The organism is Rhizobacter fulvus, from assembly GCF_964020785.1.
Map to the genome: position 1 here is coordinate 3,935,917 of NZ_OZ224516.1, position 24,062 is coordinate 3,959,978.

Genomic DNA, 24,062 nt, shown 5'->3' on the forward strand with positions numbered 1-24,062 from the left:
GCGATGAAGAAGGGTGCCCACGTCAGCGAGACGCCGGCGACGAAGTTCCTGCGCGAGCACGGCATCGCCTTCACCGAGCATGTGTACGACTACGTCGAGCATGGCGGCACGGCCGAATCGTCCAAACAGCTCGGCGTGCCGGAGCACGAGGTCATCAAGACGCTGGTGATGCAGGACGAGCGCGCGCAGCCGCTGATCGTGCTGATGCACGGCGACAAGCAGGTCAGCACCAAGAACCTCGCGCGCCAGATCGGTGCCAAGTCGGTCGAGCCGTGCAAGCCGGAGGTGGCGCAGCGGCACAGCGGCTTCATGGTCGGCGGCACCTCGCCGTTCGGCCTGCGCAAGGCGATGCCGGTGTACCTCGAGGAGACGGCGCTGGCGCTGCCGCGCATCTGCATCAACGGCGGGCGGCGCGGCTACCTGGTCGGGATCGCGCCGCAGGTCCTGGTCGACCTGCTCGGCGCGAAGCCGGTGAACTGCGGGTTGTGATCGCTGCGATGGCGCAGGGCGCAAAATAGCGCCCGCCCCGCACTACGCGCCTCATCGTCCATGCAGACCCTCTATCCCGCGCTCGCCACGCTGGCCGCCTACCTGGTCGGCTCGCTGTCCTTCGCCGTGATCGTCAGCCGCGCGATGGGCCTGAACGACCCGCGCACCTATGGCTCGGGCAACCCCGGCGCGACCAACGTGCTGCGCTCCGGGAACAAGGCCGCCGCGGTCGTGACGCTGCTGCTCGACGCGCTCAAGGGATACCTGCCGGCGCTGCTGGTACAGCAGTTCGGCACCGCGCACGGGTTGTACGAGGGCACGCTCGCGCTGGTCGGGCTGGCGGCCTTCCTCGGGCACCTGTGGCCGGTGTTCTTCCACTTCAAGGGCGGCAAGGGCGTGGCCACCGCGGCCGGCGTGCTGCTCGGCCTGAATCCGTGGCTGGGCCTGGCGACGCTGGCGACCTGGGTCATCATCGCCGCGTTCACCCGCTATTCGTCGCTGGCGGCGATCGTCGCCGCGGTGTTCGCGCCGTTCTATCAAATCCTGATCTGGGGCGGCGGTCCGGTCGCCGTCGCGGTCACGGCGATGGGCCTGCTGCTGATCTACCGGCACCGCGCCAACATCGACAAGCTGCTGAAGGGCACCGAAAGCAAGCTCGGCCAGAAGGTGGCCGCCACCCGACATCCCTCACCCAAACACGGAGCGAAATCATGACCCAGGGCCTGCGCCGATTCCACGTCGGCGATCGACTGTCCGAGATGACCATCCACAACGGCACGGTCTACCTCGCCGGCCAGGTGGCCGCCGACGCGTCGGCCGACATCCGCGGCCAGACCGAGCAGGTGCTGGCCGCGATCGACAAGCTGCTGCACGAGGCCGGCACCGACAAGGCGCGCATCCTGATGTGCCAGATCTTCATCAAGGACCTGGCCGACTTCCCGACGATGAACGAGGTCTGGGAAGATTGGCTCGCGCCCGGCGATGCGCCGCCGCGCGCGACCGTGCAGGCCAACCTCGCGAAGCCGGACTGGCGCGTCGAGATGGTGGTGACGGCCGCGGTGTGAACGCGCCCGGTGCGCCCGTGAGTGCAACGCCGCTGCGCTCGCTGCTCGGGCTGGTGACCGCGGTGGTGGTCGGCAGCGCGGCGGTGCAGGGCTTCCAGTGGTGGTCCCGCGAGCGCCTGGGCGCCCAGGTGGCGGCCGTCGCGCGCCCGGGCGACATCCACATGATCGCGTCGGTCACCTGCATCTACTGCGCCGCGGCGCGCGCCTGGTTCGACGAGAATCGCGTCCCGTTCACCGAATGCCTGATCGAGCGCGACGCCACCTGCGCCGCGAAGTACAACGCGCTGATGGCGCCCGGCACGCCGGTGATGCTGGTGCGCGGCCAGCGCCTGCTCGGCTTCAACGCCCAGGCGATCGCCGATGCGCTCGAACGACGGCCGCCTCTTCAACCTCAGCCCACGACATGATCCAACGCGTTCTCACCGGCATCACGACGACCGGCACGCCGCACCTCGGCAATTACGTCGGCGCGATCCGCCCGGCGATCGCCGCGAGCCGCGAGCCCGGCGTCGAGAGCTTCTTCTTCCTGGCCGACTACCACGCGCTGATCAAGTGCGACCAGCCGGCGCGCATCGAGCGCTCGCGGCTCGAGATCGCCGCGACCTGGATCGCCGCCGGGCTCGACACCGAGCGCGCCACGTTCTACCGCCAGAGCGACATCGTCGAGATCCCCGAGCTGACCTGGCTGCTGACCTGCGTCGCCTCCAAGGGCCTGATGAACCGCGCGCACGCCTACAAGGCCGCGGCCGACGCGAACCTGGCCGCGGGCGAGGACGTGGACGCCGGCATCACGATGGGCCTGTTCAGCTATCCGATCCTGATGGCGGCCGACATCCTGATGTTCAACGCCCACCGCGTGCCGGTGGGCCGCGACCAGGTCCAGCACATCGAGATGGCGCGCGACCTGGCGCAGCGTTTCAACCACCTCTTCGGCCAGGGGCGCGAATTGTTCGTGCTGCCCGAGGCGAACGTCGACGAGCGCGTGGCGATGCTGCCCGGCCTCGACGGCCGCAAGATGAGCAAGAGCTATGACAACACCGTGCCGCTGTTCGAGGGCGGCGCGAAGGGCCTGCGCGACGCGATCGCGCGTGTCGTCACCGACTCGAAGCTGCCCGGCGAGCCGAAGGATCCGGACAGCGCCCACCTCGTCTCGATCTTCGAGGCGTTCGCCGACGACGCCGAACGGGCGGCGTTCCGCGCCGAGCTGACCGCCGGCATGGGCTGGGGCGATGCGAAGGCGCATGTGGTCGAACGCATCGAGCGCGACATGGGACCGCTGCGCGCGCGCTATGCCGAGCTGATGGCGCACCCGGAGCGGATCGAGGAGACGCTGCTCGAAGGCGCACGCAAGGCGCGGCTCGTCGCGGCGCCGTTCCTGGCCGAGCTGCGCGACGCCGTCGGACTGCGCCGCATGGTCGCGGTGGCCGCGCCGGCGATTGCCGCGAAGGCGAAGCTCGCCTTGCCGAGCTTCAAGCAGTACCGCGAAACCGACGGCAAGTTCTACTTCAAGCTGGCGGCCGCGGACGGTCGCGTGCTGCTGCAGAGCGATGCGTTCGAGTCGGGCCGCGAGGCCGGTCAGTGCGTTGCACGGCTGAAGGCCGAGGGCATCGCCGCAGTGCCGGACGCGCCGGTCGCGCACGGCGTGGGCGTCAGCGCGCAGGACGTGGCGGACGCGCTGACGGCGCTCGCCGCCCAGTAATCCGCCGCTTCAATAGTTCAGGCCGATCGCGCTGCGCACCTGGCGCATCGTCGCGCGCGCGACGCCGCGCGCCTGCTCGGTCCCGACCTCGACGATCCACTGCACCTGCTTCGGGTTGGCGAGGTAGGCCTCGGCGCGCTCGCGCCACGGCTGCTGTTCCTTGACGATCGCGTCGATCACCGGCTGCTTGCAGTCGAGGCAGCCGATGCCTGCGGTCGTGCAGCCGGTGCGCACCCAGGCCTGGGTGTCGGCATCCGAATACACCCGGTGGAACTGCCAGACCGGGCAGCGCTCGGGGTCGCCCTTGTCGGTGCGGCGCACGCGGTCGGGATCGGTCTGCATGCGGCGGACCTTGCGTTCGACCTCGGCCGGCGCGTCGCGCATCGCGATGTCGTTGCCGTAGCTCTTGCTCATCTTGCGGCCGTCGAGGCCGGGCAGCTTGGCGGTCTCGGTCAGCAGCGTGGCCGGCTCCGGCAGCACCGACTCTCCCCGGCCGTAGAGGTGGTTGAAGCGGCGCGCCACCTCGCGCGTGATCTCGACGTGCGGCGCCTGGTCCTCGCCGACCGGCACGAACGCGGCGCGGTAGATCAGGATGTCCGCCGCCTGCAGCAGCGGGTAGCCGAGGAAACCGTAGGTCGCCAGGTCCCTGCCGCGCAGCTGTTCGATCTGGTCCTTGTAGGTCGGTACGCGCTCGAGCCATGACACCGGCGTGCCCATCGCGAGCAGCGTGAACAGTTCGGCGTGCTCGGGCAGTCGGCTCTGGATGAACAGCGTGACCTTCGCGGGGTCGATGCCGGCGGCGAGCCAGTCGACGACCATGTCGTAGACGTTTCGCTCCAGGTCGGATCGATCCTCGTAATGCGTGGTCAGCGCGTGCCAATCGGCGACGAAGTAGAAGCAGTCGAACTGCTCCTGCAGCTTGACCCAGTTCTTGAGCGCACCGTGGTAATGGCCGAGGTGCAGCGCGCCGGTCGGGCGCATGCCGGAGAGAACGCGTGGCTTCATCGTCAGGATTCTAGGCAGGGCAGACAGCTACACTGCGCGCCCTGTGAAGCGAATCGTCATTCTGATCTCGGGCCGTGGCTCCAACATGGAAGCCATCGTGCGGGCCTGCGCGACCGAGGGCTGGAATGCGCGCGTCGCGGCGGTGATCGCGAACCGGGCCGATGCCGCGGGGCTGGAATTCGCGCGCCAGCACGGCATCGCGACCGCGGTCGTCGATCACGGCGCGTTCGAGTCGCGCGCGGCCTTCGACGCCGAGCTGGCGCGGGCGATCGAGGCGCACACGCCGGACGTGGTGGCGCTGGCGGGCTTCATGCGCATCCTGACCGACGAGTTCGTCGAGCGCTTCGAAGGGCGCCTGATCAACGTGCACCCGTCGCTGCTGCCGGCGTTCCCGGGGCTGCACACCCACCGTCGTGCGATCGAGGCCGGCTGCAAGCTGGCAGGCGCCACGGTCCACTTCGTCACGCCCGCGCTCGACCACGGGCCGATCATCGCGCAGGCCGTGGTGCCCGTGCTGGCGGCCGACACGCCCGAGTCGCTGGCCGCGCGCGTGCTGGAACGCGAGCATGTGCTGTACCCGAGGGCGGTGCGTTGGCTCGTCCACGGCCTGCTGCGCACCAGCCACGGGATCGTCACGCACACCAAGGGCGAGCCGCAACTGTTGCGCTGAGCGCCCCTCAGATCATGCTCGCCGCGATGTTGATCGTGAACGCGAGGATGGTCGTGTTGAACACGAACGACAACACCGACTGCAGCAGGACGAGCCGGCGCATCGGCCGCGACGAGATCGTCACGTCGGCGGTCTGCGAGGCGACCGCGATGGTGAACGAGAAGTAGAGGAAGTCGCCGTAGTCCGGCTCGAAATCCGGCGCCTGCTCGGGAAACTTCAGGCCGCCGTTGTCGCCGGCGCTGACGTGGTACAGGCTCGCGTAGTTCAGCGAGAAGAGGGTGGGCAGCAGCAGCCACGAACCCGTCACCGTCGCGAGCGTGAACAGCACGTGGGGCCAGGCTTGCTTGGGCACGCTGGCCTTGGCGGCGGCGAGCTCGATGAAGATCGCACCGAAGCTGGCGATCGCGCCGAACGCGACGATCACCAGCACCGTGGTCGCCCCCTCGGCCTGCGCGACCGCGACGCGCTTCAGATCGGTCTGGTCGGAATGGCTCATCGTCCAGCCGGTCCACGCCAGGTAGAACCAGACGCCGACGTTCCAGCCGACCAGGCAGCGGGCGATGGCGCTGTCGACGCCGGTCGCGGCGAACGCCGCGACTGCGCCGAGCACGCCCGACACCACCAGGTGCGGGTGGGCGCGCAGGTGGCCGACGAGCGGTTTCACGCGCCGGGCACCGGCTCGAAGCGCGGCCGCGCGACGCCGTCGATCGCGATCGACTCGAAGAACATCGCATGCGGCCGCACCCACCAGCCGGTGGCGTTGTAGAGCGGCCGGTAGACCACCAGCGGCTCGAGCGTCTCGCTGTGGCGAGCGACGCCGACGACCTCGTACTCGCCGCCCTTGTAGTGCCGGTAGCGGCCGAGCGGAACATCGGGCAGGGCGGGCAGATCGGAGTTGTCGGTCATGGCCAAGGATAATCCGCGGATGCACCCTAACGCCTTGCTCGAACTCGCCACCGAACTGATCCACCAGGTCCTGCAGCTCAAGCACCCGGCCGACGGCGTGGTGTCCGACTTCTTCCGCCAGAACCGGACGCTGGGCAGCCGCGAGCGCCATACGCTGGCCGAGACCACTTACACGGTGCTGCGGCAGCGGCTGCTGTTCCAGCACCTCGCCCAATCCGGCAAGGGCGAGATGGAGCGGCGCCTCGCGGTCCTCGCGTGGCAGGGCAACGAGGGCTTCCTGCGGGCTGCGCTGAGCGAAGCCGAGCAGCAATGGGTGGCGCAGGTGAGCCAGGTCGATCGCAGCGCGCTGCCGGACAAGCTGCGCCACAACCTGCCCGACTGGCTGGCCGAGCGGCTGCAGGCGGCCGTCGGCGACGAGTTCTGGCCGCTGGTCGAGGCCATGAATCAGGGCGCCGGGCTGGACCTGCGTGTCAACACCTTCAAGGCCAAGCGCGACGAGGTCCAGGCCGCCTTCAAGGCCGAGAATATCGAGGCGCTGCCGACGCCGTATTCACCGCTCGGGCTGCGCATCAACAGCAAGCCGGCGCTGCACAAGCTCGCGGTGTTCATGCGCGGCGACGTGGAAGTGCAGGACGAGGGCAGCCAGCTGCTTGCGCTGATGACCGGCGCCAAGCGCGGCGAGATGGTCGCCGACTTCTGCGCCGGCGCCGGCGGCAAGACACTGGCGCTGGGGGCCGAGATGCGCAACACCGGCCGGCTGTATGCCTTCGACACCTCCGGCCACCGGCTGGCGTCGCTGAAACCGCGGCTGGCGCGCAGCGGGTTGTCGAACGTCTACCCGGTGCAGATCGCCCACGAACGCGACGACCGCATCAAGCGCCTGGCGGGCAAGCTGGACCGGGTGCTGGTCGATGCGCCGTGTTCGGGACTGGGCACGCTGCGCCGAAACCCGGACCTGAAATGGCGCCAGACGCCGCAGGCGATCGAGGAGATGCGCGTCAAGCAGGCGGCGATCCTGGCCAGTGCCGCACGGCTGCTGAAGCCCGGCGGCCGGCTCGTCTACGCCACCTGCAGCCTGCTCGAGGCGGAAAACGAGGAGATCGCACAAGCCTTCACGGCCGAGCGGGGCCGCGATTTCACGGTGGTACCGGCTGTCGAGGCGCTGACCAAGGCGCATGTCGCGCAGGCCGACGGTCTGGTGCGCGGCGACTTCCTGCGACTGTGGCCGCACCGCCATGGAACAGACGGTTTCTTCGCCGCGGTCTGGCAGCGCCATTGAGATTCGTCCGAACGCCTTGACATGCCTCAAACAGGTGCCATCAAACCCGTCAATTCGAAGGGGTTTGCGAGGGGGCCGTCCCTTACAATGCTGCACCCGCGCGTCGAGCGGGCTCAAAGGTGAAAATGGATTCGTTGCTGATGGTTCGGGATGCGCTGGTCAACTGGCTGGCCGATGGCTTGGTCGGGGCCTCGTGGTGGCAGGTGCTGGTGTTCGCGCTGCTCGCGACGCACATCACGATCGCCTCGGTGACGATCTTCCTGCACCGCGCGCAGGCGCACCGCGCACTCGAGCTGCACGCGATCCCGTCCCACTTCTTCCGCCTGTGGTTGTGGCTCACGACCGGCATGGTGACGAAGGAGTTCGTCGCGATCCATCGCAAGCACCACGCAAAATGCGAAACCGAGGAAGACCCGCACAGCCCGCAGACCCGCGGCATCAAGGCCCTGCTGCTGACTGGCGTGGAGCTGTATCGCGCCGAATCCAAGAACGCCGAGACGATGGTCAAGTACGGCAAGGGCACGCCGGACGACTGGATCGAGCGCAACCTCTACACCCGCTTCAGCTGGCAGGGCGTGGGCGTCATGCTGTTGCTCGACCTGATGCTGTTCGGCGCGATCGGCATCACCGTCTGGGCCGTGCAGATGGCCTGGATTCCCGTGATGGCCACCGGCATCATCAACGGCATCGGCCACTGGTGGGGTTACCGTAACTTCGAGGCGCCGGACGCGTCGCGCAATGTCACGCCGTGGGGCATCATCATCGGCGGCGAGGAGTTGCACAACAACCACCACACCTATCCGACGTCGGCCCGTTTCTCGGTCAAGCCTTACGAGTTCGACATCGGCTGGGTCTATATCCGCGGCATGGAGATGCTCGGTCTGGCCAAGGTGCGCACGACCCCGCCGATGTTGAAGCTCGGCGCCGTCAAGCCCGTGGCCGACGACAAGACGCTCGAGGCGATCATCGCCAACCGCTACGAGGTGATGGCCAAGTACGCGCGCAACCTGCGCCACGCGAGCCGTGCCGAAGTGGCGCGCCTGAAGGCTGAGGGCCAGCCCAGCGCCGCCAAGCTCGCCAACATGGAACTGGCCAAGCGCTGGCTGCATCGCGACGAGGACAAGATTCCGCACGCGCTGAAGGCGCAGATCGCCGCAGCGGTCGAGCACAGCCCGGGCCTGGCCAAGCTGGTCGCGATGCGCGAGGAACTGCGCTCGCTCTGGACCCGCACCAACGTGTCCGCGGAACAGCTGGTCGTCGACCTGCAGGCCTGGTGCAAGAAGGCCGAGGAGAGCGGCATCGCGGCGCTGCAGGAGTTCGCCCTCAAGTTGCGGGCCGCGCACGCCTGACGCGCCGAGCGCGCGCTACCGACGTGCCAAGGGCCGCTGACCGCGGCCCTTTTCCTTTGTCCGCATCATGGATGCGGCGGGCAACAAAAAACCCGCCACCAGGGCGGGTTCTTCAGTGAAGCGCAGTGCCCTGCTTACTTCAGCTTCGTCTCTTTGTAAGTCACGTGCTTGCGTGCCTTCGGATCGAACTTGATCATTTCCAGCTTCTCGGGCGTGGTCTTCTTGTTCTTGTCGGTCGTATAGAAATGACCGGTCCCGGCGCTGGATTCCAGCTTGATCTTCTCGCGTCCACCTTTTGCCATGATCGGTGCTCCTTAGATTTCGCCGCGGGCGCGCAGGTCGACGAGGACCTTTTCGATGCCCACCTTGTCGATCAGGCGAAGCGCCGCATTGGAGATGCGCAGACGCACCCAGCGGTTCTCGGCCTCGACCCAGAAGCGGCGGTACTGCAGGTTCGGCAGAAAGCGACGCTTCGTTTTGTTGTTCGCGTGGGAAACGTTGTTACCCACCATCGGGCCTTTGCCCGTGACCTGACAGACGCGTGCCATGACGCTTCTCCTAAACGATTAGATCCGGCGCTAGTCACAAGACTTCACAAGACTTGAAACACCGCCGGTACCGGAATTTCGGCAAAGACCGCGAGTATAGCAGGTCAGATGCGCATGTACACCGTCACTGCTCCAGGAAGCGCTGGGCGTCGAGTGCTGCCATGCAGCCCGTGCCGGCGCTGGTGATCGCCTGGCGATAGACATGGTCCTGCACGTCGCCGGCCGCGAACACGCCCGGCACGCTGGTCTGGGTCGCCATGCCGCCGAGACCGCTCTTCGTGATGAGGTAACCGTCCTTCATCTCGAGCTGCCCCTTGAAGATGGACGTGTTCGGTTCGTGGCCGATGGCGATGAAGCAGCCCGTCAGCTTCAGTTCCGAGGTGGCCCCGCCTTGGGTGGCTTTCAGGCGCACGCCGGTGACGCCGGAGCCGTCGCCGAGCACCTCGTCCAGCGTTTGCCAGAGGTGCAGTTCCATCTTGCCCTCCGCCACCTTGGCGTGGAGTTTGTCGACAAGGATCGGTTCGGCGCGGAATTTGTCACGGCGATGGATCAAATGAACTTTGCTTGCAATATTGGAGAGGTACAGCGCTTCCTCGACCGCGGTGTTGCCCCCGCCGACCACGCAGACCTCCTGCCCGCGATAGAAGAAGCCGTCGCAAGTGGCGCAGCCGCTGACGCCACGGCCCATGAACGCTTCCTCCGACGGCAGGCCGATGTACTTGGCGCTCGCGCCGGTCGCGATGATCAGCGCATCGCAGGTGTAGCGCCCCGAGTCTCCGAGCAGCGTGAACGGACGCTTGCCGAGGTCGACGCTGTTGATGTGGTCGAACACGATCTGCGTGTTGAAGCGCTCGGCGTGCTTCTGGAAGCGCTGCATCAGGTCCGGGCCCATCACGCCGTCGACATCGGCGGGCCAGTTGTCCACGTCGGTCGTCGTCATCAGCTGGCCGCCCTGCGCGATGCCGGTGATCAGCATCGGTTTCAGGTTGGCACGGGCGGCATAGACTGCGGCGGTGTAGCCGGCGGGCCCCGAGCCGAGGATCAGGACGCGGGCGTGTTGGTCAGGAGTGCTCATGGCAGAAATGGATGGGTTTCGGGCGGCCGTCCGGCGCGGTGATGCGGGAGTCTGACAGCCGGACGACCGGGTTGGCGCGCCGAAAATTAATGGTGACAATAGACAAATTGTAGGCAGCGCCCGAATTCGTTCGGAGACTGTCCGCAAGGGAGGCGTCTCTGGCACAGATGCCGTGGGTTCATGGCAGGCCCGTTTTCAACAAAAGCAAAGGCAAATCCGCATGGCGATGTTGTCCAATCTCGACCTGATTCGGCGTGTCCCTCTGTTTTCGCTCCTCACCAACGACCAGGCGCAGGGCATTGCCGACGCGGTGGTCAAACGCCGGTTCCGGCGCGGGGAGATCGTCGTCGAGCACGGCAAGAAATCGAACGCGCTGTTCATCCTGCTGACCGGCCGGGCCCGCGTCCTCACCGCCGACTCGCGCGGCCGTGAGGTGATCCTCGCGGTGCTCCAGCCGGGCGACTATGTCGGCGAGATGAGCCTGATCGACAACGAGCCGCACTCGGCCACGGTGCGCGCCGAAGTCCAGACCGACATGCTGATCCTCGGCCGCGCCGAGTTCGCGCGCTGCCTGCCGGAGAACTCGAGCCTGTCGTACGCGATCATGCGCGGGCTGGTGCAGCGCCTGCGCAGCGCCGACCGGCAGATCGAGTCGCTCGCGTTGCTCGACGTGTACGGCCGCGTCGCCCGCACGCTGCTCGAAATGGCCGAGATGGAAGGCGACGTGAAGACGATCCGCAACAAGGTCTCGCGCCAGGATCTGGCCAAGGTCGTCGGCGCGTCGCGCGAGATGGTCAGCCGCGTCATGAAGGACCTCGAGGAACGCGGCATGATCGAGACGCAGGAAAACGGCTCCGTCATCATCAAGGAACAGTTGACGCAGAGCTGATCGGCCACAATCCGCGGATGACCTTTCCACTCGGTTCGCTCCGCTCCGACGGCAACCCCGCCGGTGGCCTCGTCCCCGGCTCGTCGTCCTTCCCGCGCAACGCTGCCGCGCCGCATCATCCGGCCGGCTGGCGTGCCCAGCTCGGACTGCTGATCGGCGGTGTGCTGTGGTTGCTGGCGGTCATCGCGCTGGCCACGCACAACGCCGCAGACGCGGCGTTCTCGACCTCCGGCATCGCCCCGGTCCCCCTCAACAAGGCCGGCGCACTGGGTGCCTGGTTCTCGGATATCGCGTACTTCGTCTTCGGCTACTCGGTCTGGTGGGCCGTGGCGGTCGCGCTGCGCGCCTGGCTCGGCGCGCTGGCCGGCGTGCTGCGCAGCGACGCGGCAGCGCCGCTGGCCGCGCCTGCCGCGCCGCGCCCGCTCTGGCTGTTCTGGGCTGGCCTGGCGCTGCTCCTCGCGGCCAGTTCGGCGCTCGAATGGACCCGCCTGTACCAGTGGGAGGGTCGGGTGGCCGGCGGCCACGCGGGCGGCGCGGTCGGCTACACGCTCGGCCACCTGAGTCAGCAACTGCTGGGATTCGCGGGCTCGGGCGTGCTCTGGATCGCCACGCTGGTGGCGGGCATCGCGATGGCGCTGCGCTTTTCGTGGCTGCGGCTGGCCGAGCGCATCGGCGCGTGGGCGGAATCGCTGCGGGAGCGCCGTGTCGAGCGCATCGAGCGTGCCGAGGACGTGCGGGTCGGCGAGCAGGCGCTGCGCGAGCGCGAGGTGATCGTCGATGTCGAACACCGGCTGCACGAGGACCATCTGCCGATCGTGATCGAGGCCGCCGTGGTCGAGGTGCCGAAGAGCGAACGCGTCGTCAAGGAGCGCCAGAAGCCGCTGTTCACCGAACTGGCCGACACCAAGCTGCCGCAGGTCGACCTGCTCGACGCCGCACCGGGCCGCACCGAGAGCGTGTCGCCCGAGACGCTGGAGATGACCTCGCGGCTGATCGAGAAGAAGCTGAAAGACTTCGGCGTCGAGGTGCGCGTGGTCGCCGCCTCGCCGGGCCCGGTGATCACGCGCTACGAGATCGAACCGGCCACCGGCGTGAAGGGCTCGCAGGTGATGAACCTGTCGAAGGACCTGGCGCGCTCGCTGAGCCTGATCAGCATCCGCGTGGTCGAGACGATCCCCGGCAAGACGACGATGGCGCTCGAGCTGCCGAACCCCAAGCGCCAGACGATCCGCCTGTCCGAGATCCTGGGCTCGGCGGTCTACAACGACGCGAGCTCGCAGCTGACGATGGGCCTGGGCAAGGACATCGTCGGCAACCCGGTCGTCGCCGACCTCGCGAAGATGCCGCACTGCCTGGTCGCCGGCACGACCGGATCGGGCAAGTCGGTCGGCATCAACGCGATGATCCTGAGCCTGCTGTACAAGGCCGAGGCGCGCGACGTGCGCCTGATCCTGATCGACCCGAAGATGCTCGAGATGAGCGTCTACGAAGGCATCCCGCACCTGCTGTGCCCGGTCGTGACCGACATGAAGCTCGCCGCGAACGCGCTCACGTGGGGCGTGGCCGAGATGGAGCGCCGCTACAAGCTGATGAGCAAGATGGGGGTGCGCAACCTCGGCGGCTACAACAAGAAGCTCGACGACGCGAAGGCGCGCGGCGAACTGATCCCGAACCCGTTCAGCCTGACGCCGGAACAGCCCGAGCCGCTGGAGCGGCTGCCGAACGTCGTGATCGTGATCGACGAGCTCGCCGACCTGATGATGGTCGTCGGCAAGAAGATCGAGGAGCTGATCGCGCGGCTGGCGCAGAAGGCCCGGGCCTGTGGCATCCACCTGATCCTGGCGACGCAGCGGCCGAGCGTCGACGTGATCACCGGGCTGATCAAGGCCAACATCCCGACGCGCCTGAGCTTCCAGGTCAGTAGCAAGATCGACTCGCGCACCATCCTCGACCAGATGGGCGCCGAGGCGCTGCTGGGCATGGGCGACATGCTCTACATGCCCTCGGGCACCGGCTTCCCGGTGCGGGTGCACGGCGCGTTCGTCAGCGACGACGAGGTGCACCGGGTCGTCGAGTACCTGAAGAGCCAGGGCGAGCCGAACTACATCGAGGGCATCCTGGAAGGCGGCGTGCTCGACGACGGTCCGGATGCGCTGACCAGCGAAGGCGGCGTGATGGGCGGCGGCGAGAGCGACGCGATGTACGACCAGGCGGTCGCGATCGTGCTGCAGCACAAGCGCGCGTCGATCTCGCTGGTGCAGCGCCATCTGCGCATCGGCTACAACCGCGCGGCGCGATTGCTGGAACAAATGGAGAAGTCCGGACTCGTATCCAGCATGTCCACCAACGGCAACCGGGACATCATCGCCCCGAACCGCCCCGCCGAATGAAACGAACCCTGATCGCGCTGTCGCTCGGCCTGATCGCGATCGCCGCGCGTGCCGACTCGGTCGACACGCTGCGTGAGTTCATCCGCGACGTGAAGAGCGGTCGGGCGCAGTTCACCCAGACCGTCACGTCGCCCGACGGGGCGAAGAAGAAGACGTCGACCGGCAGCTTCGAGTTCGCGCGCCCGAACCGGTTTCGATTCGCGTATGCCAAGCCGTTCGAGCAGGTCATCGTCGCCGATGGCCAGAAGGTCTGGATCTACGACGCCGACCTGAACCAGGCGAGTTCCCGCAAGTTCAGCGCCGCGCTCGGGGCCACGCCTGCGGCGCTCCTGGCGGGCGGTTCTCTCGACAAGGACTTCGATCTCGCGCCCGTCCCTGCAAAGGACGCGGCGAAGGACGGCCTCGAATGGGTCTCGGCCACGCCGAAGTCGAAGGAGGGCAGCTTCAAGTCGGTCCGCGTGGGCTTTCGCGGCAAGGAGCTCGCCGCGGTCGAGATCGTCGACGCGTTCGACCAGCGCTCGCTGCTGCAATTCAGCCAGTTCATGGCCGGCGCGGTGATCGCGCCCGAGACCTTCCAGTTCAAGCCGCCGCCCGGCGCGGACGTCGTCGAGCAGCCGTGAGCTTGGCCGACGAGCCGCTGCTGCCGTTCGACGACGAGCTCGACGCGCCGCTCGCCGAGCGCCTGCGCCCGAAGACGCTCGACGAGGTGATCGGCCAGCAGCACCTGCTCGGCGAAGGCAAGCCGCTGCGCGTGGCGTTCGCGTCCGGCAAGCTGCATTCGATGATCCTGTGGGGCCCGCCCGGCGTCGGCAAGACCACGCTGGCGCGCCTGATGGCACAAGGCTTCGACGCGCTGTTCATCGCGATCTCGGCGGTGCTCGGGGGTGTCAAGGACATCCGCGACGCGGTCGAGCGCGCGCAGATCGCGCGCCACGGCGGCAGCCGCACGGTGGTGTTCGTCGACGAGGTGCACCGCTTCAACAAGGCGCAGCAGGACGCGTTCCTGCCGCACGTCGAGTCGGGCCTGTTCACCTTCATCGGCGCGACCACCGAGAACCCGTCGTTCGAGGTCAACTCGGCGCTGCTCTCGCGCGCGATCGTCCACGTGCTGAAGCCGCTCGGCGACGACGACCTGCGCGAACTGCTCGCGCGTGCGCAGGCGCTGCTCGGCGCACCGCCGATGACCGAGCCGGCGCGCGACCGGCTGATCGGCTATGCGGACGGCGACGCTCGCCGCCTGCTGAACGCCTACGAGAACCTGATGGGGACCGCCGAGGGCGTGAAGGAGATCGACGAAGCCTTGCTCGAACGTTCGCTCGGCGAGCAGCTGCGGCGCTACGACAAGGGCGGCGAGCAGTTCTACGACACGATCTCCGCGCTGCACAAGGCCGTGCGCGGCAGCGATCCCGATGCCGCGCTGTACTGGTTCGTGCGCATGCTCGACGGCGGCGTCGACCCGCGCTACGCCGCGCGCCGGATTGTGCGCATGGCGACCGAGGACATCGGTCTGGCCGATCCGCGCGCTTTGCGCATGGCGCTCGACGCGGCCGAGACCTACGAGCGGCTCGGCTCACCCGAAGGCGAACTGGCACTCGCGCAGGCGGTCGTCTACCTCGCGGTCGCGGCCAAGAGCAACGCGGTCTACGCGGCCTACAACGCGGTGCGCGCCTTCATCAAGCAGGACGGCACGCGCGCCGTGCCGCTGCGGCTGCGCAACGCGCCGACCGCATTGATGAAGGGGCTGGACTACGGCAAAGGCTACCGCTACGCTCACGACGAGGCTGGCGGTTTCGCGGCCGGTGAGTCCTACTGGCCCGACGACGTGCGCGCACCGCGCTTCTACGAGCCGGTTGATCGCGGGCTCGAGATCCGCATCGGCGAGCGCCTCGAAGAACTCCGCCAGCTCAACGAGGCCGCACGCAAGCCGCGTTGACCGCGTCGATCCTGATACGGATTTGATGCACCATTACCGGGAAAGCCAGGGTCGGTAGCGCCTGCGCCGGCTCCTAGAATCCGCTGCGCCCGACCCAGGCTTGACTTGGCGGGCCGCCGGCGCACTCACGGTGGCCGGATTATTGCTACTGGATGAGGCACGCAAATCAGCCCCGCGCATGACGGGCACGCCGGATCGCAACGAGCTCGTCACGGGGCCGCGACCCGAGTCGACAACGCAGGAGTGACATCGAATGGACACCTTCATCCAGCAGATCATCAACGGTCTGGTGCTCGGCAGCGTGTATGCGCTGGTGGCACTGGGCTACACGATGGTCTACGGCATCATCAACCTGATCAACTTCGCGCACGGCGAGGTGCTGATGGTGGGCGCGCTGACCAGCTGGACCGTCGTCACCGCGCTGGCCGGCATGGGCCTGCCGGGCTGGCTGATGCTGCTGATCTCGCTGATCTGCGCGATCGTCGTCTGCTGCGTGCTGAACTACAGCATCGAGAAGATCGCCTACCGGCCGCTGCGCAACGCGCCGCGGCTGGCGCCGCTGATCACCGCGATGGGCATGAGCCTGCTGCTGCAGACGCTGGCGATGATCATCTGGAAGCCGAACTACAAGAGCTACCCGATCCTGCTGCCGAGCGAGCCGTACAACGTCGGCGGCGCGGTCATCAACAACGTGCAGATCATGATCCTGGTCGTCACCGCGATCACGCTGAGCGGGCTGATGTACCTGGTCAACAAGACCAAGCTCGGCCGGGCGATGCGCGCCACTGCCGAGAACCCGCGCGTCGCCGGCTTGATGGGCGTGCGACCCGACGCGGTGATCTCGGCCACCTTCATCATCGGTGCCGCATTGGCTGCGCTCGCCGGCGTGATGTACGCCGCCAACTACGGTTCGGTGCAGCACACGATGGGTTTCCTGCCGGGCCTCAAGGCCTTCACCGCGGCGGTCTTCGGCGGCATCGGCAACCTCGCCGGCGCGATGGTCGGCGGCGTGCTGCTGGGGCTGATCGAGTCGCTCGGCGCGGGCTACATCGGCGCATTCACCGGCGGCATCCTGGGCAGCAACTACCAGGACATCTTCGCATTCATCGTGCTCATCCTCGTGCTGACGCTGCGCCCGCAAGGCCTGCTCGGCGAGCGTGTGGCGGACCGTGCCTGACCCGCAGGAGATGACATGACCCCCACGCTCACTTCGTTCACTGCCCCCCGATGGGGTGCGGGCCTTCCTTGGGGCGGCCCGGCGAAAGGCCCGACATGAACTTCAAAGAGAACAAGACGATCAAGATCGCGGTCGTCGCGATCGGCCTGCTGATCCTGCCGCTGCTCGCGCAGCAGGCCGGCAACGCGTGGGTCCGCATCATCGACATCGCGCTGCTCTACGTGCTGTTGGCACTCGGCCTGAACATCGTCGTCGGCTTTGCCGGCCTGCTCGACCTGGGCTACGTGGCGTTCTACGCGGTCGGCGCCTACATGTTCGGCCTGCTCGCGTCGCCGCAGCTGACCGACACGTTCCCGGCGATCGCCGCGATGTTCCCGAACGGGCTGCACACCCCGTGGTGGGTGATCATCCCGCTCGGCGCGGTGCTGGCCGGCGGCGCCGGCGTGCTGCTCGGCGCCCCCACGTTGAAGCTGCGCGGCGACTACCTGGCGATCGTCACGCTCGGCTTCGGCGAGATCGTGCGCGTGTTCATGAACAACCTGGACGCGCCGGTCAACATCACCAACGGCCCGAAAGGCATCACGGGCATCGACGACATCTCGATGTTCGGCATCCACTTCGGCAAGACCCAGGAGCTGTTCGGGATGGAGTTCCCGAAGGTCACGAACTACTACTACCTGTTCCTCGCGCTGGTGCTGATCGGCATCGTCGTGTGCTACCGCCTGGAGCGCAGCCGCATCGGCCGCGCCTGGATGGCGATCCGCGAGGACGAGATCGCCGCCAAGGCGATGGGCATCAACACCCGCAACCTGAAGCTGCTCGCGTTCGGCATGGGCGCCACCTTCGGCGGCGTCTCGGGGGCGATGTTCGCGAGCTTCCAGGGCTTCATCTCGCCCGAGTCGTTCTCGCTGCAGGAGTCGGTGATGATCGTCGCGATGGTCGTGCTGGGCGGCATCGGCCACCTGCCCGGCGTGATCGTCGGCGCGCTGCTGCTCGCGGCGTTGCCGGAAGTGCTGCGCTACGTGGCGGGGCCGTTGCAGGCGATGACCGACGGGCGGCTCGACGCCTCGATCCTGCGCCAGCTGCTGATCGCGCTGGCGATGATCGGCATCATGCTGTCGCGGCCGCGCGGTCTGTGGCCGTCGCCCGAGCACGGCCAGGACGTCACGCCCGACACGCTGCCCGTGAATCCGCACGCGCACCTCGCGCCCGGCGAGCAGATCCCGCCGCCGGTCACCCCCATCGTGCCGACGGCCAAGTGAGGAGCGCCCCACCATGAGCGAAACCATTCTCCATGTGGCAGGCGTGTCGAAGCGCTTCGGCGGCCTGCAGGCGCTGTCCGATGTCGGCATCACGATCCTGAAGGGCCAGGTCTACGGCCTGATCGGCCCGAACGGCGCCGGCAAGACCACGTTCTTCAACGTGCTGACCGGCCTGTACACGCCCGACTCCGGCACCTTCGAGCTCGGCGGCAAGCCGTACAAGCCGACCGCGGTGCACGAGGTCGCCAAAGCCGGCATCGCGCGCACCTTCCAGAACATCCGCCTGTTCGCCGAGATGACGGCGCTCGAGAACGTGATGGTCGGCCGCCACGTGCGGACCGGCTCCGGCCTGGTCGGCGCGGTGTTCCGCACCGCGGGCTTCAAAGCCGAGGAGGCTGCGATCGCCAAGCGCGCACAGGAACTGCTCGACTACGTCGGCATCGGCCGCTTCGCGCAGTACAAGGCGCGCACGCTGAGCTATGGCGACCAGCGCCGACTCGAGATCGCCCGCGCGCTCGCGACCGACCCGAAGCTGATCGCGCTCGACGAGCCCGCCGCCGGCATGAATGCCAGCGAGAAGCTGGTGCTGCGCGAGCTGATCGACCAGATCCGCAAGGACGGCCGCACCATCCTGCTGATCGAGCACGACGTGAAGCTGGTGATGGGCCTGTGCGATCGCCTGACCGTGCTCGACTACGGCAAGCAGATCGCCGAAGGCACGGCCGCCGAGGTGCAGAAGAACGAGAAGGTGATCGAGGCCTACCTCGGCGCCGGCGACAAGAAACACTGAGCACGGGAACGAACACCATGGCAAACACGTTGCTCAAGGTCACCGGGCTGAAGGTCGCGTACGGCGGCATCCAGGCCGTCAAGGGCGTGACTTTCGAAGTTCAGGAGGGTGAACTCGTCAGCCTGATCGGTGCCAACGGCGCCGGCAAGACGACCACGCTGAAAGCTGTTACCGGCATCCAGCCCTCGGTCGGCGGCGACATCGAGTACCTCGGCAAGTCGATCAAGGGGCAGGGCCCGTGGGACCTGGTCAAGCAGGGCCTGGTGATGGTGCCCGAGGGCCGCGGCACCTTCACCCGCATGACGATCACCGAGAACCTGCAGATGGGCGCGTTCATCCGCAACGACAACAAGCAGATCGAGGCCGATATCGACAAGGTGTTCGCGATCTTCCCGCGCCTGAAGGAGCGCCGCAACCAGCTCGCCGGCACGATGAGCGGCGGCGAGCAGCAGATGCTCGCGATGGGCCGCGCGCTGATGGCCCAGCCCAAGGTGCTGCTCCTCGACGAGCCGTCGATGGGCCTGTCGCCGATCATGGTCGACAAGATCTTCGAGGTCGTCAACGATATCCACCAGCGCGGCACGACGGTGCTGCTGGTCGAGCAGAACGCGAGCCGCGCGCTGCAGTTGGCGTCACGAGGCTACGTGATGGACTCCGGCGAGGTCACGATGAACGGAGATGCCAAGCAGCTGCTGAACGACCCCAAGGTGCGCGCCGCCTACCTCGGCGAGTAGGCCACGCGCCCCCCGGGGCGCCAGAGGGCTGACGATACAATTCGCCGGCCATGAACACCCCATCTTCCTCCGCTGCTGCGGCCGATTTCCACTGCGACGTGCTCGTCGTCGGCGGCGGTCCTGCCGGTGCCACGATCGGTGCCCTGCTCGGCGAGCGCGGCCGCGATGTCGTCGTGATGGAGAAGGCTCACCACCCGCGCTTCCACATCGGCGAATCGCTGCTGCCGGCGAACGTTCAGCTCTTCGACAAGCTCGGCGTGCGTGACCAGATCGCCGCGGTCGGCATGCCCAAGTGGGGCGTCGAATTCGTCTCGCCCGACCACGACCACAAGGCCTTCGTCGAGTTCGCGGAGGCCTGGGACAAGAGCATGCCGTACGCGTGGCAGGTGCGTCGCTCCGAGATGGACGAGATCCTGTTCAGGAACGCCGCGCGCCGGGGCGCGCGGACGCTTGAAGGCCACCAGGTGCGCGCGGTCGAGTTCGACGCCGAGGGCGCGACGGTGCAGGTCGAGCTCGACGACGGCGCGCGCCAGACCTGGCGCACGAAGTTCATCGTCGATGCCTCCGGCCGCGACACGCTGCTGGCCAACCAGTTCAAGATCAAGGAAAAGAACCCCAAGCACAACAGCTCGGCGCTCTATGGTCACTTCACCGGCGCCAAGCGCCTGGAGGGCAAGCTCGAAGGCAACATCACGATCTTCTGGTTCGAGCACGGCTGGTTCTGGTTCATTCCGCTGGCCGACGGCACCACCAGCATCGGCGCGGTGTGCTGGCCCTACTACCTGAAGACGCGCCAGAAACGGCCGCTGCCCGAGTTCCTGCGCGACACGATCGCGCTGTGTCCACAACTGGCCGAGCGGCTCGACGGCGCGACGCTGGTCGATGACGCGGTCTACGCCACCGGCAACTATTCGTACAGCAGCACCCGCAGCAGCGGCGACCGCTACCTGCTGCTCGGCGACGCCTACGCGTTCGTCGATCCGGTGTTCTCGAGCGGCGTGTTCCTGGCGATGCAGAGTGCCTTCGAGGGCGCCGACGTGGTCGAGACCGCGCTCGATCGCCCCGCTGCCTATGCCGCGGCGCGGCGCCGCTTCGACAAGCGCATGCAGCACGGGCCGCGCGAGTTCTCGTGGTTCATCTTCCGCGTGACCAACCCGACGATGCGCGAGTTCTTCATGTACCCGCAGAACCCGTTGCGCGTGAAGGAGGCGCTGCTGTCGCTGCTGGCCGGCGACATCTTCGGCAAGACGCCGATCTGGGGGTCGCTGCGCGTGATGAAGGCGCTGTACTACATCGTTTCGATCGGCAACCTCGGCCGCACCGTGCGCGCCTGGAAGCGCCGCCGCGTCAACATCCGCGACGTCGAGGGCTCGGTCGCGTGAGTGTGGTGCCGGCGTCCGCACGCGAACTCGCTGTCGCCACCGAACCGCTGCTGTTCCGCCGCGTCTGGCTGGACGCAGGCGCGCCGCCGGTCGATGCGGCACATGCGCTCGGCGGACGTGTCGTCGGTCATGACGCTGCCGCATTGAACTCCCCGCTGCTCGCACGCCCGGGCCCTGCGCACGACTGGTGGCTCGGCGGCTGCGTCGGCGCCGTCCAGCAGCACGGCTGCGTGCAGTTCGTGACCGATGGCGATTGGCTGCACGGCGTGGCCGAGATCGATGACCAGGCCGTCGGTCTGCAGGCCGCATCGCACCGCGCCTACACCGACCTGTTTGCGGTGCTCGCGCAGAACCGCAGCCCGAACCTGCTGCGGCTGTGGAACTACCTCGCCGACATCAACCGCGAGACCGGCGGCAGCGAGCGCTACCGGCAGTTCAACGCCGGCCGTCAGCAGGCGTTCATCGAGGCGCGCCGCAGCGCGTTCGAGGGGTCGCCCGCCGCGTGCGCGCTTGGCACGCGCGACGGGCCGCTGCGGGTCTACTTCCTGGCCGGCCGTCGGCCACCGCTGGCGATCGAGAACCCGCGCCAGGTCAGCGCCTACCGCTACCCCGACACCTACGGCCCGCGCAGCCCGACCTTCTCGCGCGCGGCGCTGGTGGACGCAGGGGGCGGCCGCGACGCGCTGTTCATCTCCGGCACCGCGAGCATCGTCGGCCATGCCACCGTTCACATCGGCGACGTGAAACGTCAGACCGAGGAGAGCCTGCTGAACATCGACACCGTGCGCCAGGTCGCTGCCGAGCGGGCCGGCGTGCCGTTCCCGGCCGACGCGCTGAGCTACACCGTCTACGTGCGCCGCGCCGACGACCTCGCCGTCATTCGCGAGGTGTTCGAACAGGCCGTCGGGGCCGACACGCCCGCCGCGCGCGACGCCATCTACCTGCAGGCGGACATCTGCCGCAGCGAACTGCTGGTCGAGATCGAGGCCCACGGCTTCGCGTTGCGCAAGACGCCCGCATGAAGACCCGCAACGAACGCATCGCCGCGCTGGTGCTCGCTGCGGTTGGCGGCATCGCGAACGCCCAACCGGTCGAGCCCGGACCAGATGTCGACGCCGGCACCGGCACCCGCGTCCAGCGGCCGCTGTGGGAACTGGGCCTGGGCGTGGCCGGCCTGAGCCTGCCCGACTACCGCGGCTCGGACCAGCGCCACGCCTATGTGCTGCCGCTGCCCTACATCGTCTACCGCGGCACCTGGCTGAAGGCCGACCGCGACGGGGCGCGCGCGCTGCTGTTCGACTCCGCGCGGGTCAAGGTCGACATCAGCGCCGCGGCGTCGACCCCGACCCAAAGCTCGGACAACGACGCGCGCCAGGGCATGCCCGACCTGCACGGCACGTTCGAGCTCGGCCCGAACCTGAACATCACGCTCGCCCGATCGCGCCCGGCCCGCTGGAAGCTCGACCTGCGCCTTCCGCTGCGCGCCGGCTTCTCGATCGAGCGGTCGCCAAGGGTCGTCGGCACGACCTTCGAGCCGAACCTGAACCTCGATCTCGGCGGCGTGGCCGGCGGCTGGAACGTCGGCGTGCTGACCGGGCCGGTGTTCGCCGACCGCAAGCAGCACAGCTACTTCTACGGTGTCGATCCGGCTTACGCGACCGCGACTCGCCCGGCCTACCAGGCGCACGGCGGCTACGGTGGCTGGCGCGCGCTGGCGGCGAGCTCGCGCCGCTTCGGCAACGCCTGGGTGGGCGCGTTCCTGCGCTACGACCAGCTGCGCGGCGCCACCTTCGACGACAGCCCGCTGGTGCGGCGCCGTTCCGCACTGACCTTCGGCTTCGGCGTCTCGTGGATCCTGGCAACCTCGTCCGCGCAAGTCTCGAGCCCCGACTGAGGTGTTGTTTGCGTAGCCTTCGGCGCCTCTTCCAGAGCATCCTCTTTTACGTGCTGCTCGCCCACCTCGGGGCGATGTCGCTGACGTGGAACCTCGTGTGCACGGTGCTGTATCCGTTCCTGTCGCGCGCGCAGGGCGTCGTCGTCGGCCGGGCGGCGATCTCGTCGGTCTACCGCGGGTTCTGGACCTGTGCGCAGTGGCTCGGCCTGATGCGCATCGACTACACCGCGCTCGACGCGCTCGAGCGCGACGCCGGCCTGATCATCGCGGCCAACCACCCGACGATGCTCGACGCGCTGCTGGTGATCGCGCGCGTCCCGCGCGGCATCTGCATCATGCGCGCGAGCCTGATGCGCAACCCGTTCCTCGGCGCCGGCGCGCGGCTGGCGCGCTACATCCGCAACGAGCCGCCGCGCGGCATGATCCGCAGCTGCGTGACCAACCTGAAGGAAGGTGGCCAACTGGTGCTGTTCCCCGAGGGGACGCGCACCATCCACCCGCCGATCAACCCGTTCCGGCCCGGCATCACCCTGATCGCGCAGATGGCGCAGGTGCCGATCCAGACCGTGTTGATCGAGTCCGAGTCGCCGTACTTGGGCAAGGGCTGGCCGATCTGGCGCACGCCGCAGTTCCCGGTCGTGATCCGCGTGCGGCTCGGCCGGCGTTTCGCGCCCGAGGCCGACCATCAGGGTTTGCTCAAGCGGCTGGAGTCGTATTTCGCGGAAGAATTGAGTCGATGAACGAGGCGTCGCGCAGCCACCTGGTGCTGATCCCGAGCTACAACACCGGCCCGCAGGTCTATGCCACGGTCCAGGCGGCGCGGGCGCAGTGGACCCCGGTCTGGGTCGTGACCGACGGCAGCACCGACGGCACACCCGCAGGCCTGCGGGCAATGGCCGCGGCCGACCCGGGCCTGCGGCTGATCGAGCTGCCCGCCAACGCCGGCAAGGGCGCGGCCGTGCTGCACGGCCTGCAGGCCGCACGCGCGGCCGGCTTCACGCATGCGCTGACGATGGACTCCGACGGGCAGCACCCCGCCGCGCTGATCCCCGAGTTCATGCAGACCTCGCTGCGCCACCCCGAGACCATGGTGCTGGGCCGGCCGGTGTTCGATGCCTCCGCGCCGCTGCTGCGCGTGCGCGGGCGCCGCATCTCGAACGGCTGGACCAACCTCGAGACGCTCGGCGCCGGCATCGACGATTCGCTGTACGGCTTCCGCGTCTACCCGATCGCCGAGCTGATCGCGGTGATGCAGCGCCAGCCGTGGATGCGCCGCTTCGATTTCGACACCGAGGCCGTCGTGCGTCTGGCCTGGCGCGGCGTCAAGCCGCTCAATCTGGCCGCGCCCGTCAAGTACCTGACGGCCGAGGAGGGCGGCGTCTCGCATTTCCAGTACGGCCGCGACAACGTCCTGCTGACCTGGATGCACACCCGGTTGATGCTCGAGTTCGCGTTGCGATTGCCGCTGCTGCTGTGGCGCCGCCTGACGGGCCGTCCGCCGTTCCAGCAGCTCTGAGCCGACGCCCG

Annotated in this window: 27 protein-coding genes; 21 read left to right on the forward strand and 6 right to left on the reverse strand. The window is 68.1% G+C overall.

Going from position 1 to position 24,062, the window contains the following annotated elements:
• The first annotated feature begins 3 nt into the window (after positions 1–3).
• Genes ybaK through ACWH49_RS18720 form a run of 5 tightly spaced genes read left to right on the forward strand, consistent with a single transcriptional unit; the run spans position 4 to position 3,252 of the window.
• Positions 4–489: a Cys-tRNA(Pro) deacylase gene (gene ybaK, locus ACWH49_RS18700; protein WP_448172833.1), complete on the forward strand. Its 486-nt coding sequence runs from the start codon at positions 4–6 to the stop codon at positions 487–489.
• A gap of 60 nt (positions 490–549) precedes the next feature.
• Positions 550–1,203, forward strand: a complete 654-nt coding sequence (gene plsY, locus ACWH49_RS18705; protein ID WP_448172834.1) for a glycerol-3-phosphate 1-O-acyltransferase PlsY — start codon at positions 550–552, stop codon at positions 1,201–1,203.
• Positions 1,200–1,553 carry a RidA family protein gene (locus ACWH49_RS18710; protein ID WP_448172835.1) on the forward strand — a complete coding sequence of 118 codons (354 nt, stop codon included), beginning with the start codon at positions 1,200–1,202 and terminating at the stop codon, positions 1,551–1,553. The genes plsY and ACWH49_RS18710 overlap by 4 nt, the downstream gene beginning before the upstream one ends.
• Positions 1,554–1,570: 17 nt before the next feature.
• On the forward strand, positions 1,571–1,960 hold the full coding sequence (locus tag ACWH49_RS18715) for a glutaredoxin family protein (RefSeq protein ID WP_157615713.1): 390 nt from the start codon (positions 1,571–1,573) through the stop codon (positions 1,958–1,960).
• Positions 1,957–3,252 (forward strand): tryptophan--tRNA ligase, encoded by a 1,296-nt coding sequence (locus ACWH49_RS18720; RefSeq protein ID WP_448172836.1) that lies wholly within the window; start codon positions 1,957–1,959, stop codon positions 3,250–3,252. The genes ACWH49_RS18715 and ACWH49_RS18720 overlap by 4 nt, the downstream gene beginning before the upstream one ends.
• A 9-nt stretch (positions 3,253–3,261) precedes the next feature.
• Here the strand turns inward: ACWH49_RS18720 and trpS are convergent, their stop codons facing one another.
• Positions 3,262–4,257 carry a tryptophan--tRNA ligase gene (gene trpS, locus ACWH49_RS18725; RefSeq protein WP_448172837.1) on the reverse strand — a complete coding sequence of 332 codons (996 nt, stop codon included), beginning with the start codon at positions 4,255–4,257 and terminating at the stop codon, positions 3,262–3,264.
• Positions 4,258–4,300: 43 nt separating this feature from the next.
• Between trpS and purN the strand changes: the two genes are divergently transcribed.
• Complete coding sequence (purN, locus tag ACWH49_RS18730; RefSeq protein ID WP_448172838.1) at positions 4,301–4,927, forward strand: phosphoribosylglycinamide formyltransferase; 627 nt, start codon at positions 4,301–4,303, stop codon at positions 4,925–4,927.
• Positions 4,928–4,934: 7 nt separating this feature from the next.
• Here purN and ACWH49_RS18735 read toward each other — a convergent pair whose 3' ends face one another.
• Both ACWH49_RS18735 and ACWH49_RS18740 read right to left on the reverse strand, forming a co-directional pair.
• Positions 4,935–5,591, reverse strand: coding sequence for a DUF1345 domain-containing protein (locus tag ACWH49_RS18735; RefSeq protein WP_448172839.1), 657 nt, complete (start codon positions 5,589–5,591; stop codon positions 4,935–4,937).
• Positions 5,588–5,833 carry a DUF1653 domain-containing protein gene (locus tag ACWH49_RS18740; RefSeq protein WP_448172840.1) on the reverse strand — a complete coding sequence of 82 codons (246 nt, stop codon included), beginning with the start codon at positions 5,831–5,833 and terminating at the stop codon, positions 5,588–5,590. The genes ACWH49_RS18735 and ACWH49_RS18740 overlap by 4 nt, the downstream gene beginning before the upstream one ends.
• Before the next feature lie 19 nt (positions 5,834–5,852).
• On the opposite strand from ACWH49_RS18740, the gene ACWH49_RS18745 reads away from it, so the two are divergent.
• Both ACWH49_RS18745 and ACWH49_RS18750 read left to right on the forward strand, forming a co-directional pair.
• Complete coding sequence (locus ACWH49_RS18745) at positions 5,853–7,112, forward strand: RsmB/NOP family class I SAM-dependent RNA methyltransferase (protein ID WP_448172841.1); 1,260 nt, start codon at positions 5,853–5,855, stop codon at positions 7,110–7,112.
• A 125-nt stretch (positions 7,113–7,237) separates the two neighbouring features.
• Positions 7,238–8,461 carry a DesA family fatty acid desaturase gene (locus tag ACWH49_RS18750; protein WP_448172842.1) on the forward strand — a complete coding sequence of 408 codons (1,224 nt, stop codon included), beginning with the start codon at positions 7,238–7,240 and terminating at the stop codon, positions 8,459–8,461.
• Positions 8,462–8,595: 134 nt separating this feature from the next.
• Here the strand turns inward: ACWH49_RS18750 and rpmG are convergent, their stop codons facing one another.
• From rpmG to trxB, 3 genes are all read right to left on the reverse strand, one after another.
• The gene (gene rpmG, locus ACWH49_RS18755; protein ID WP_056467528.1) at positions 8,596–8,763 is read right to left on the reverse strand and encodes a 50S ribosomal protein L33; all 168 of its coding nucleotides are present in this window, start codon (positions 8,761–8,763) and stop codon (positions 8,596–8,598) included.
• 12 nt (positions 8,764–8,775) lie between these two features.
• The gene (rpmB, locus tag ACWH49_RS18760; protein ID WP_056467531.1) at positions 8,776–9,009 is read right to left on the reverse strand and encodes a 50S ribosomal protein L28; all 234 of its coding nucleotides are present in this window, start codon (positions 9,007–9,009) and stop codon (positions 8,776–8,778) included.
• Between the two features lie 124 nt (positions 9,010–9,133).
• Complete coding sequence (gene trxB, locus ACWH49_RS18765) at positions 9,134–10,084, reverse strand: thioredoxin-disulfide reductase (protein WP_056467534.1); 951 nt, start codon at positions 10,082–10,084, stop codon at positions 9,134–9,136.
• A gap of 220 nt (positions 10,085–10,304) precedes the next feature.
• Here trxB and ACWH49_RS18770 point away from each other — a divergent pair, with 220 nt between their 5' ends.
• The 13 genes from ACWH49_RS18770 (at position 10,305) to ACWH49_RS18830 (ending at position 24,051) form a co-directional block, all read left to right on the forward strand.
• The gene (locus ACWH49_RS18770; protein WP_448172843.1) at positions 10,305–10,973 is read left to right on the forward strand and encodes a Crp/Fnr family transcriptional regulator; all 669 of its coding nucleotides are present in this window, start codon (positions 10,305–10,307) and stop codon (positions 10,971–10,973) included.
• 17 nt (positions 10,974–10,990) lie between these two features.
• Positions 10,991–13,363, forward strand: coding sequence for a DNA translocase FtsK (locus ACWH49_RS18775; protein WP_448172844.1), 2,373 nt, complete (start codon positions 10,991–10,993; stop codon positions 13,361–13,363).
• Entirely contained in the window at positions 13,360–13,983 is a 624-nt protein-coding gene (gene lolA / locus ACWH49_RS18780; RefSeq protein WP_448172845.1) for an outer membrane lipoprotein chaperone LolA, read from the forward strand. The genes ACWH49_RS18775 and lolA overlap by 4 nt, the downstream gene beginning before the upstream one ends.
• Entirely contained in the window at positions 13,980–15,296 is a 1,317-nt protein-coding gene (locus tag ACWH49_RS18785) for a replication-associated recombination protein A (protein ID WP_448172846.1), read from the forward strand. The genes lolA and ACWH49_RS18785 overlap by 4 nt, the downstream gene beginning before the upstream one ends.
• A 253-nt stretch (positions 15,297–15,549) precedes the next feature.
• Positions 15,550–16,473, forward strand: coding sequence for a branched-chain amino acid ABC transporter permease (locus tag ACWH49_RS18790; protein ID WP_056467546.1), 924 nt, complete (start codon positions 15,550–15,552; stop codon positions 16,471–16,473).
• Between the two features lie 95 nt (positions 16,474–16,568).
• Positions 16,569–17,735 carry a branched-chain amino acid ABC transporter permease gene (locus tag ACWH49_RS18795; RefSeq protein WP_448172847.1) on the forward strand — a complete coding sequence of 389 codons (1,167 nt, stop codon included), beginning with the start codon at positions 16,569–16,571 and terminating at the stop codon, positions 17,733–17,735.
• 13 nt (positions 17,736–17,748) lie between these two features.
• Positions 17,749–18,525 (forward strand): ABC transporter ATP-binding protein, encoded by a 777-nt coding sequence (locus ACWH49_RS18800; protein WP_448172848.1) that lies wholly within the window; start codon positions 17,749–17,751, stop codon positions 18,523–18,525.
• 17 nt (positions 18,526–18,542) lie between these two features.
• Positions 18,543–19,259: an ABC transporter ATP-binding protein gene (locus tag ACWH49_RS18805; RefSeq protein WP_448172849.1), complete on the forward strand. Its 717-nt coding sequence runs from the start codon at positions 18,543–18,545 to the stop codon at positions 19,257–19,259.
• A 50-nt stretch (positions 19,260–19,309) separates the two neighbouring features.
• The gene (locus ACWH49_RS18810) at positions 19,310–20,641 is read left to right on the forward strand and encodes an NAD(P)/FAD-dependent oxidoreductase (RefSeq protein WP_448172850.1); all 1,332 of its coding nucleotides are present in this window, start codon (positions 19,310–19,312) and stop codon (positions 20,639–20,641) included.
• On the forward strand, positions 20,638–21,663 hold the full coding sequence (locus ACWH49_RS18815; RefSeq protein WP_448172851.1) for a chorismate transformation enzyme, FkbO/Hyg5 family: 1,026 nt from the start codon (positions 20,638–20,640) through the stop codon (positions 21,661–21,663). Before ACWH49_RS18810 ends, ACWH49_RS18815 begins: the two co-directional genes overlap by 4 nt.
• Entirely contained in the window at positions 21,660–22,535 is an 876-nt protein-coding gene (locus ACWH49_RS18820) for a MipA/OmpV family protein (RefSeq protein ID WP_448172852.1), read from the forward strand. The genes ACWH49_RS18815 and ACWH49_RS18820 overlap by 4 nt, the downstream gene beginning before the upstream one ends.
• 8 nt (positions 22,536–22,543) lie before the next feature.
• Complete coding sequence (locus tag ACWH49_RS18825) at positions 22,544–23,275, forward strand: lysophospholipid acyltransferase family protein (RefSeq protein ID WP_448172853.1); 732 nt, start codon at positions 22,544–22,546, stop codon at positions 23,273–23,275.
• Positions 23,272–24,051 carry a glycosyltransferase family 2 protein gene (locus tag ACWH49_RS18830; protein ID WP_448172854.1) on the forward strand — a complete coding sequence of 260 codons (780 nt, stop codon included), beginning with the start codon at positions 23,272–23,274 and terminating at the stop codon, positions 24,049–24,051. The genes ACWH49_RS18825 and ACWH49_RS18830 overlap by 4 nt, the downstream gene beginning before the upstream one ends.
• The last annotated feature ends 11 nt before the right edge of the window (positions 24,052–24,062 follow it).

What these genes read in the sequence shown, in the direction of transcription:
- ybaK (WP_448172833.1), top strand. Translation starts at nt 4, where the DNA reads ATGAAGAAGGGTGCCCACGTCAGCGAGACGCCGGCGACGAAGTTCCTG.
- plsY (WP_448172834.1), top strand. Translation starts at nt 550, where the DNA reads ATGCAGACCCTCTATCCCGCGCTCGCCACGCTGGCCGCCTACCTGGTC.
- ACWH49_RS18710 (WP_448172835.1), top strand. Translation starts at nt 1,200, where the DNA reads ATGACCCAGGGCCTGCGCCGATTCCACGTCGGCGATCGACTGTCCGAG.
- ACWH49_RS18720 (WP_448172836.1), top strand. Translation starts at nt 1,957, where the DNA reads ATGATCCAACGCGTTCTCACCGGCATCACGACGACCGGCACGCCGCAC.
- trpS (WP_448172837.1), bottom strand. Translation starts at nt 4,257, where the DNA reads ATGAAGCCACGCGTTCTCTCCGGCATGCGCCCGACCGGCGCGCTGCAC.
- ACWH49_RS18740 (WP_448172840.1), bottom strand. Translation starts at nt 5,833, where the DNA reads ATGACCGACAACTCCGATCTGCCCGCCCTGCCCGATGTTCCGCTCGGC.
- ACWH49_RS18745 (WP_448172841.1), top strand. Translation starts at nt 5,853, where the DNA reads ATGCACCCTAACGCCTTGCTCGAACTCGCCACCGAACTGATCCACCAG.
- ACWH49_RS18750 (WP_448172842.1), top strand. Translation starts at nt 7,238, where the DNA reads ATGGATTCGTTGCTGATGGTTCGGGATGCGCTGGTCAACTGGCTGGCC.
- rpmG (WP_056467528.1), bottom strand. Translation starts at nt 8,763, where the DNA reads ATGGCAAAAGGTGGACGCGAGAAGATCAAGCTGGAATCCAGCGCCGGG.
- rpmB (WP_056467531.1), bottom strand. Translation starts at nt 9,009, where the DNA reads ATGGCACGCGTCTGTCAGGTCACGGGCAAAGGCCCGATGGTGGGTAAC.
- trxB (WP_056467534.1), bottom strand. Translation starts at nt 10,084, where the DNA reads ATGAGCACTCCTGACCAACACGCCCGCGTCCTGATCCTCGGCTCGGGG.
- ACWH49_RS18770 (WP_448172843.1), top strand. Translation starts at nt 10,305, where the DNA reads ATGGCGATGTTGTCCAATCTCGACCTGATTCGGCGTGTCCCTCTGTTT.
- ACWH49_RS18775 (WP_448172844.1), top strand. Translation starts at nt 10,991, where the DNA reads ATGACCTTTCCACTCGGTTCGCTCCGCTCCGACGGCAACCCCGCCGGT.
- lolA (WP_448172845.1), top strand. Translation starts at nt 13,360, where the DNA reads ATGAAACGAACCCTGATCGCGCTGTCGCTCGGCCTGATCGCGATCGCC.
- ACWH49_RS18790 (WP_056467546.1), top strand. Translation starts at nt 15,550, where the DNA reads ATGGACACCTTCATCCAGCAGATCATCAACGGTCTGGTGCTCGGCAGC.
- ACWH49_RS18795 (WP_448172847.1), top strand. Translation starts at nt 16,569, where the DNA reads ATGAACTTCAAAGAGAACAAGACGATCAAGATCGCGGTCGTCGCGATC.
- ACWH49_RS18800 (WP_448172848.1), top strand. Translation starts at nt 17,749, where the DNA reads ATGAGCGAAACCATTCTCCATGTGGCAGGCGTGTCGAAGCGCTTCGGC.
- ACWH49_RS18805 (WP_448172849.1), top strand. Translation starts at nt 18,543, where the DNA reads ATGGCAAACACGTTGCTCAAGGTCACCGGGCTGAAGGTCGCGTACGGC.
- ACWH49_RS18810 (WP_448172850.1), top strand. Translation starts at nt 19,310, where the DNA reads ATGAACACCCCATCTTCCTCCGCTGCTGCGGCCGATTTCCACTGCGAC.
- ACWH49_RS18820 (WP_448172852.1), top strand. Translation starts at nt 21,660, where the DNA reads ATGAAGACCCGCAACGAACGCATCGCCGCGCTGGTGCTCGCTGCGGTT.
- ACWH49_RS18830 (WP_448172854.1), top strand. Translation starts at nt 23,272, where the DNA reads ATGAACGAGGCGTCGCGCAGCCACCTGGTGCTGATCCCGAGCTACAAC.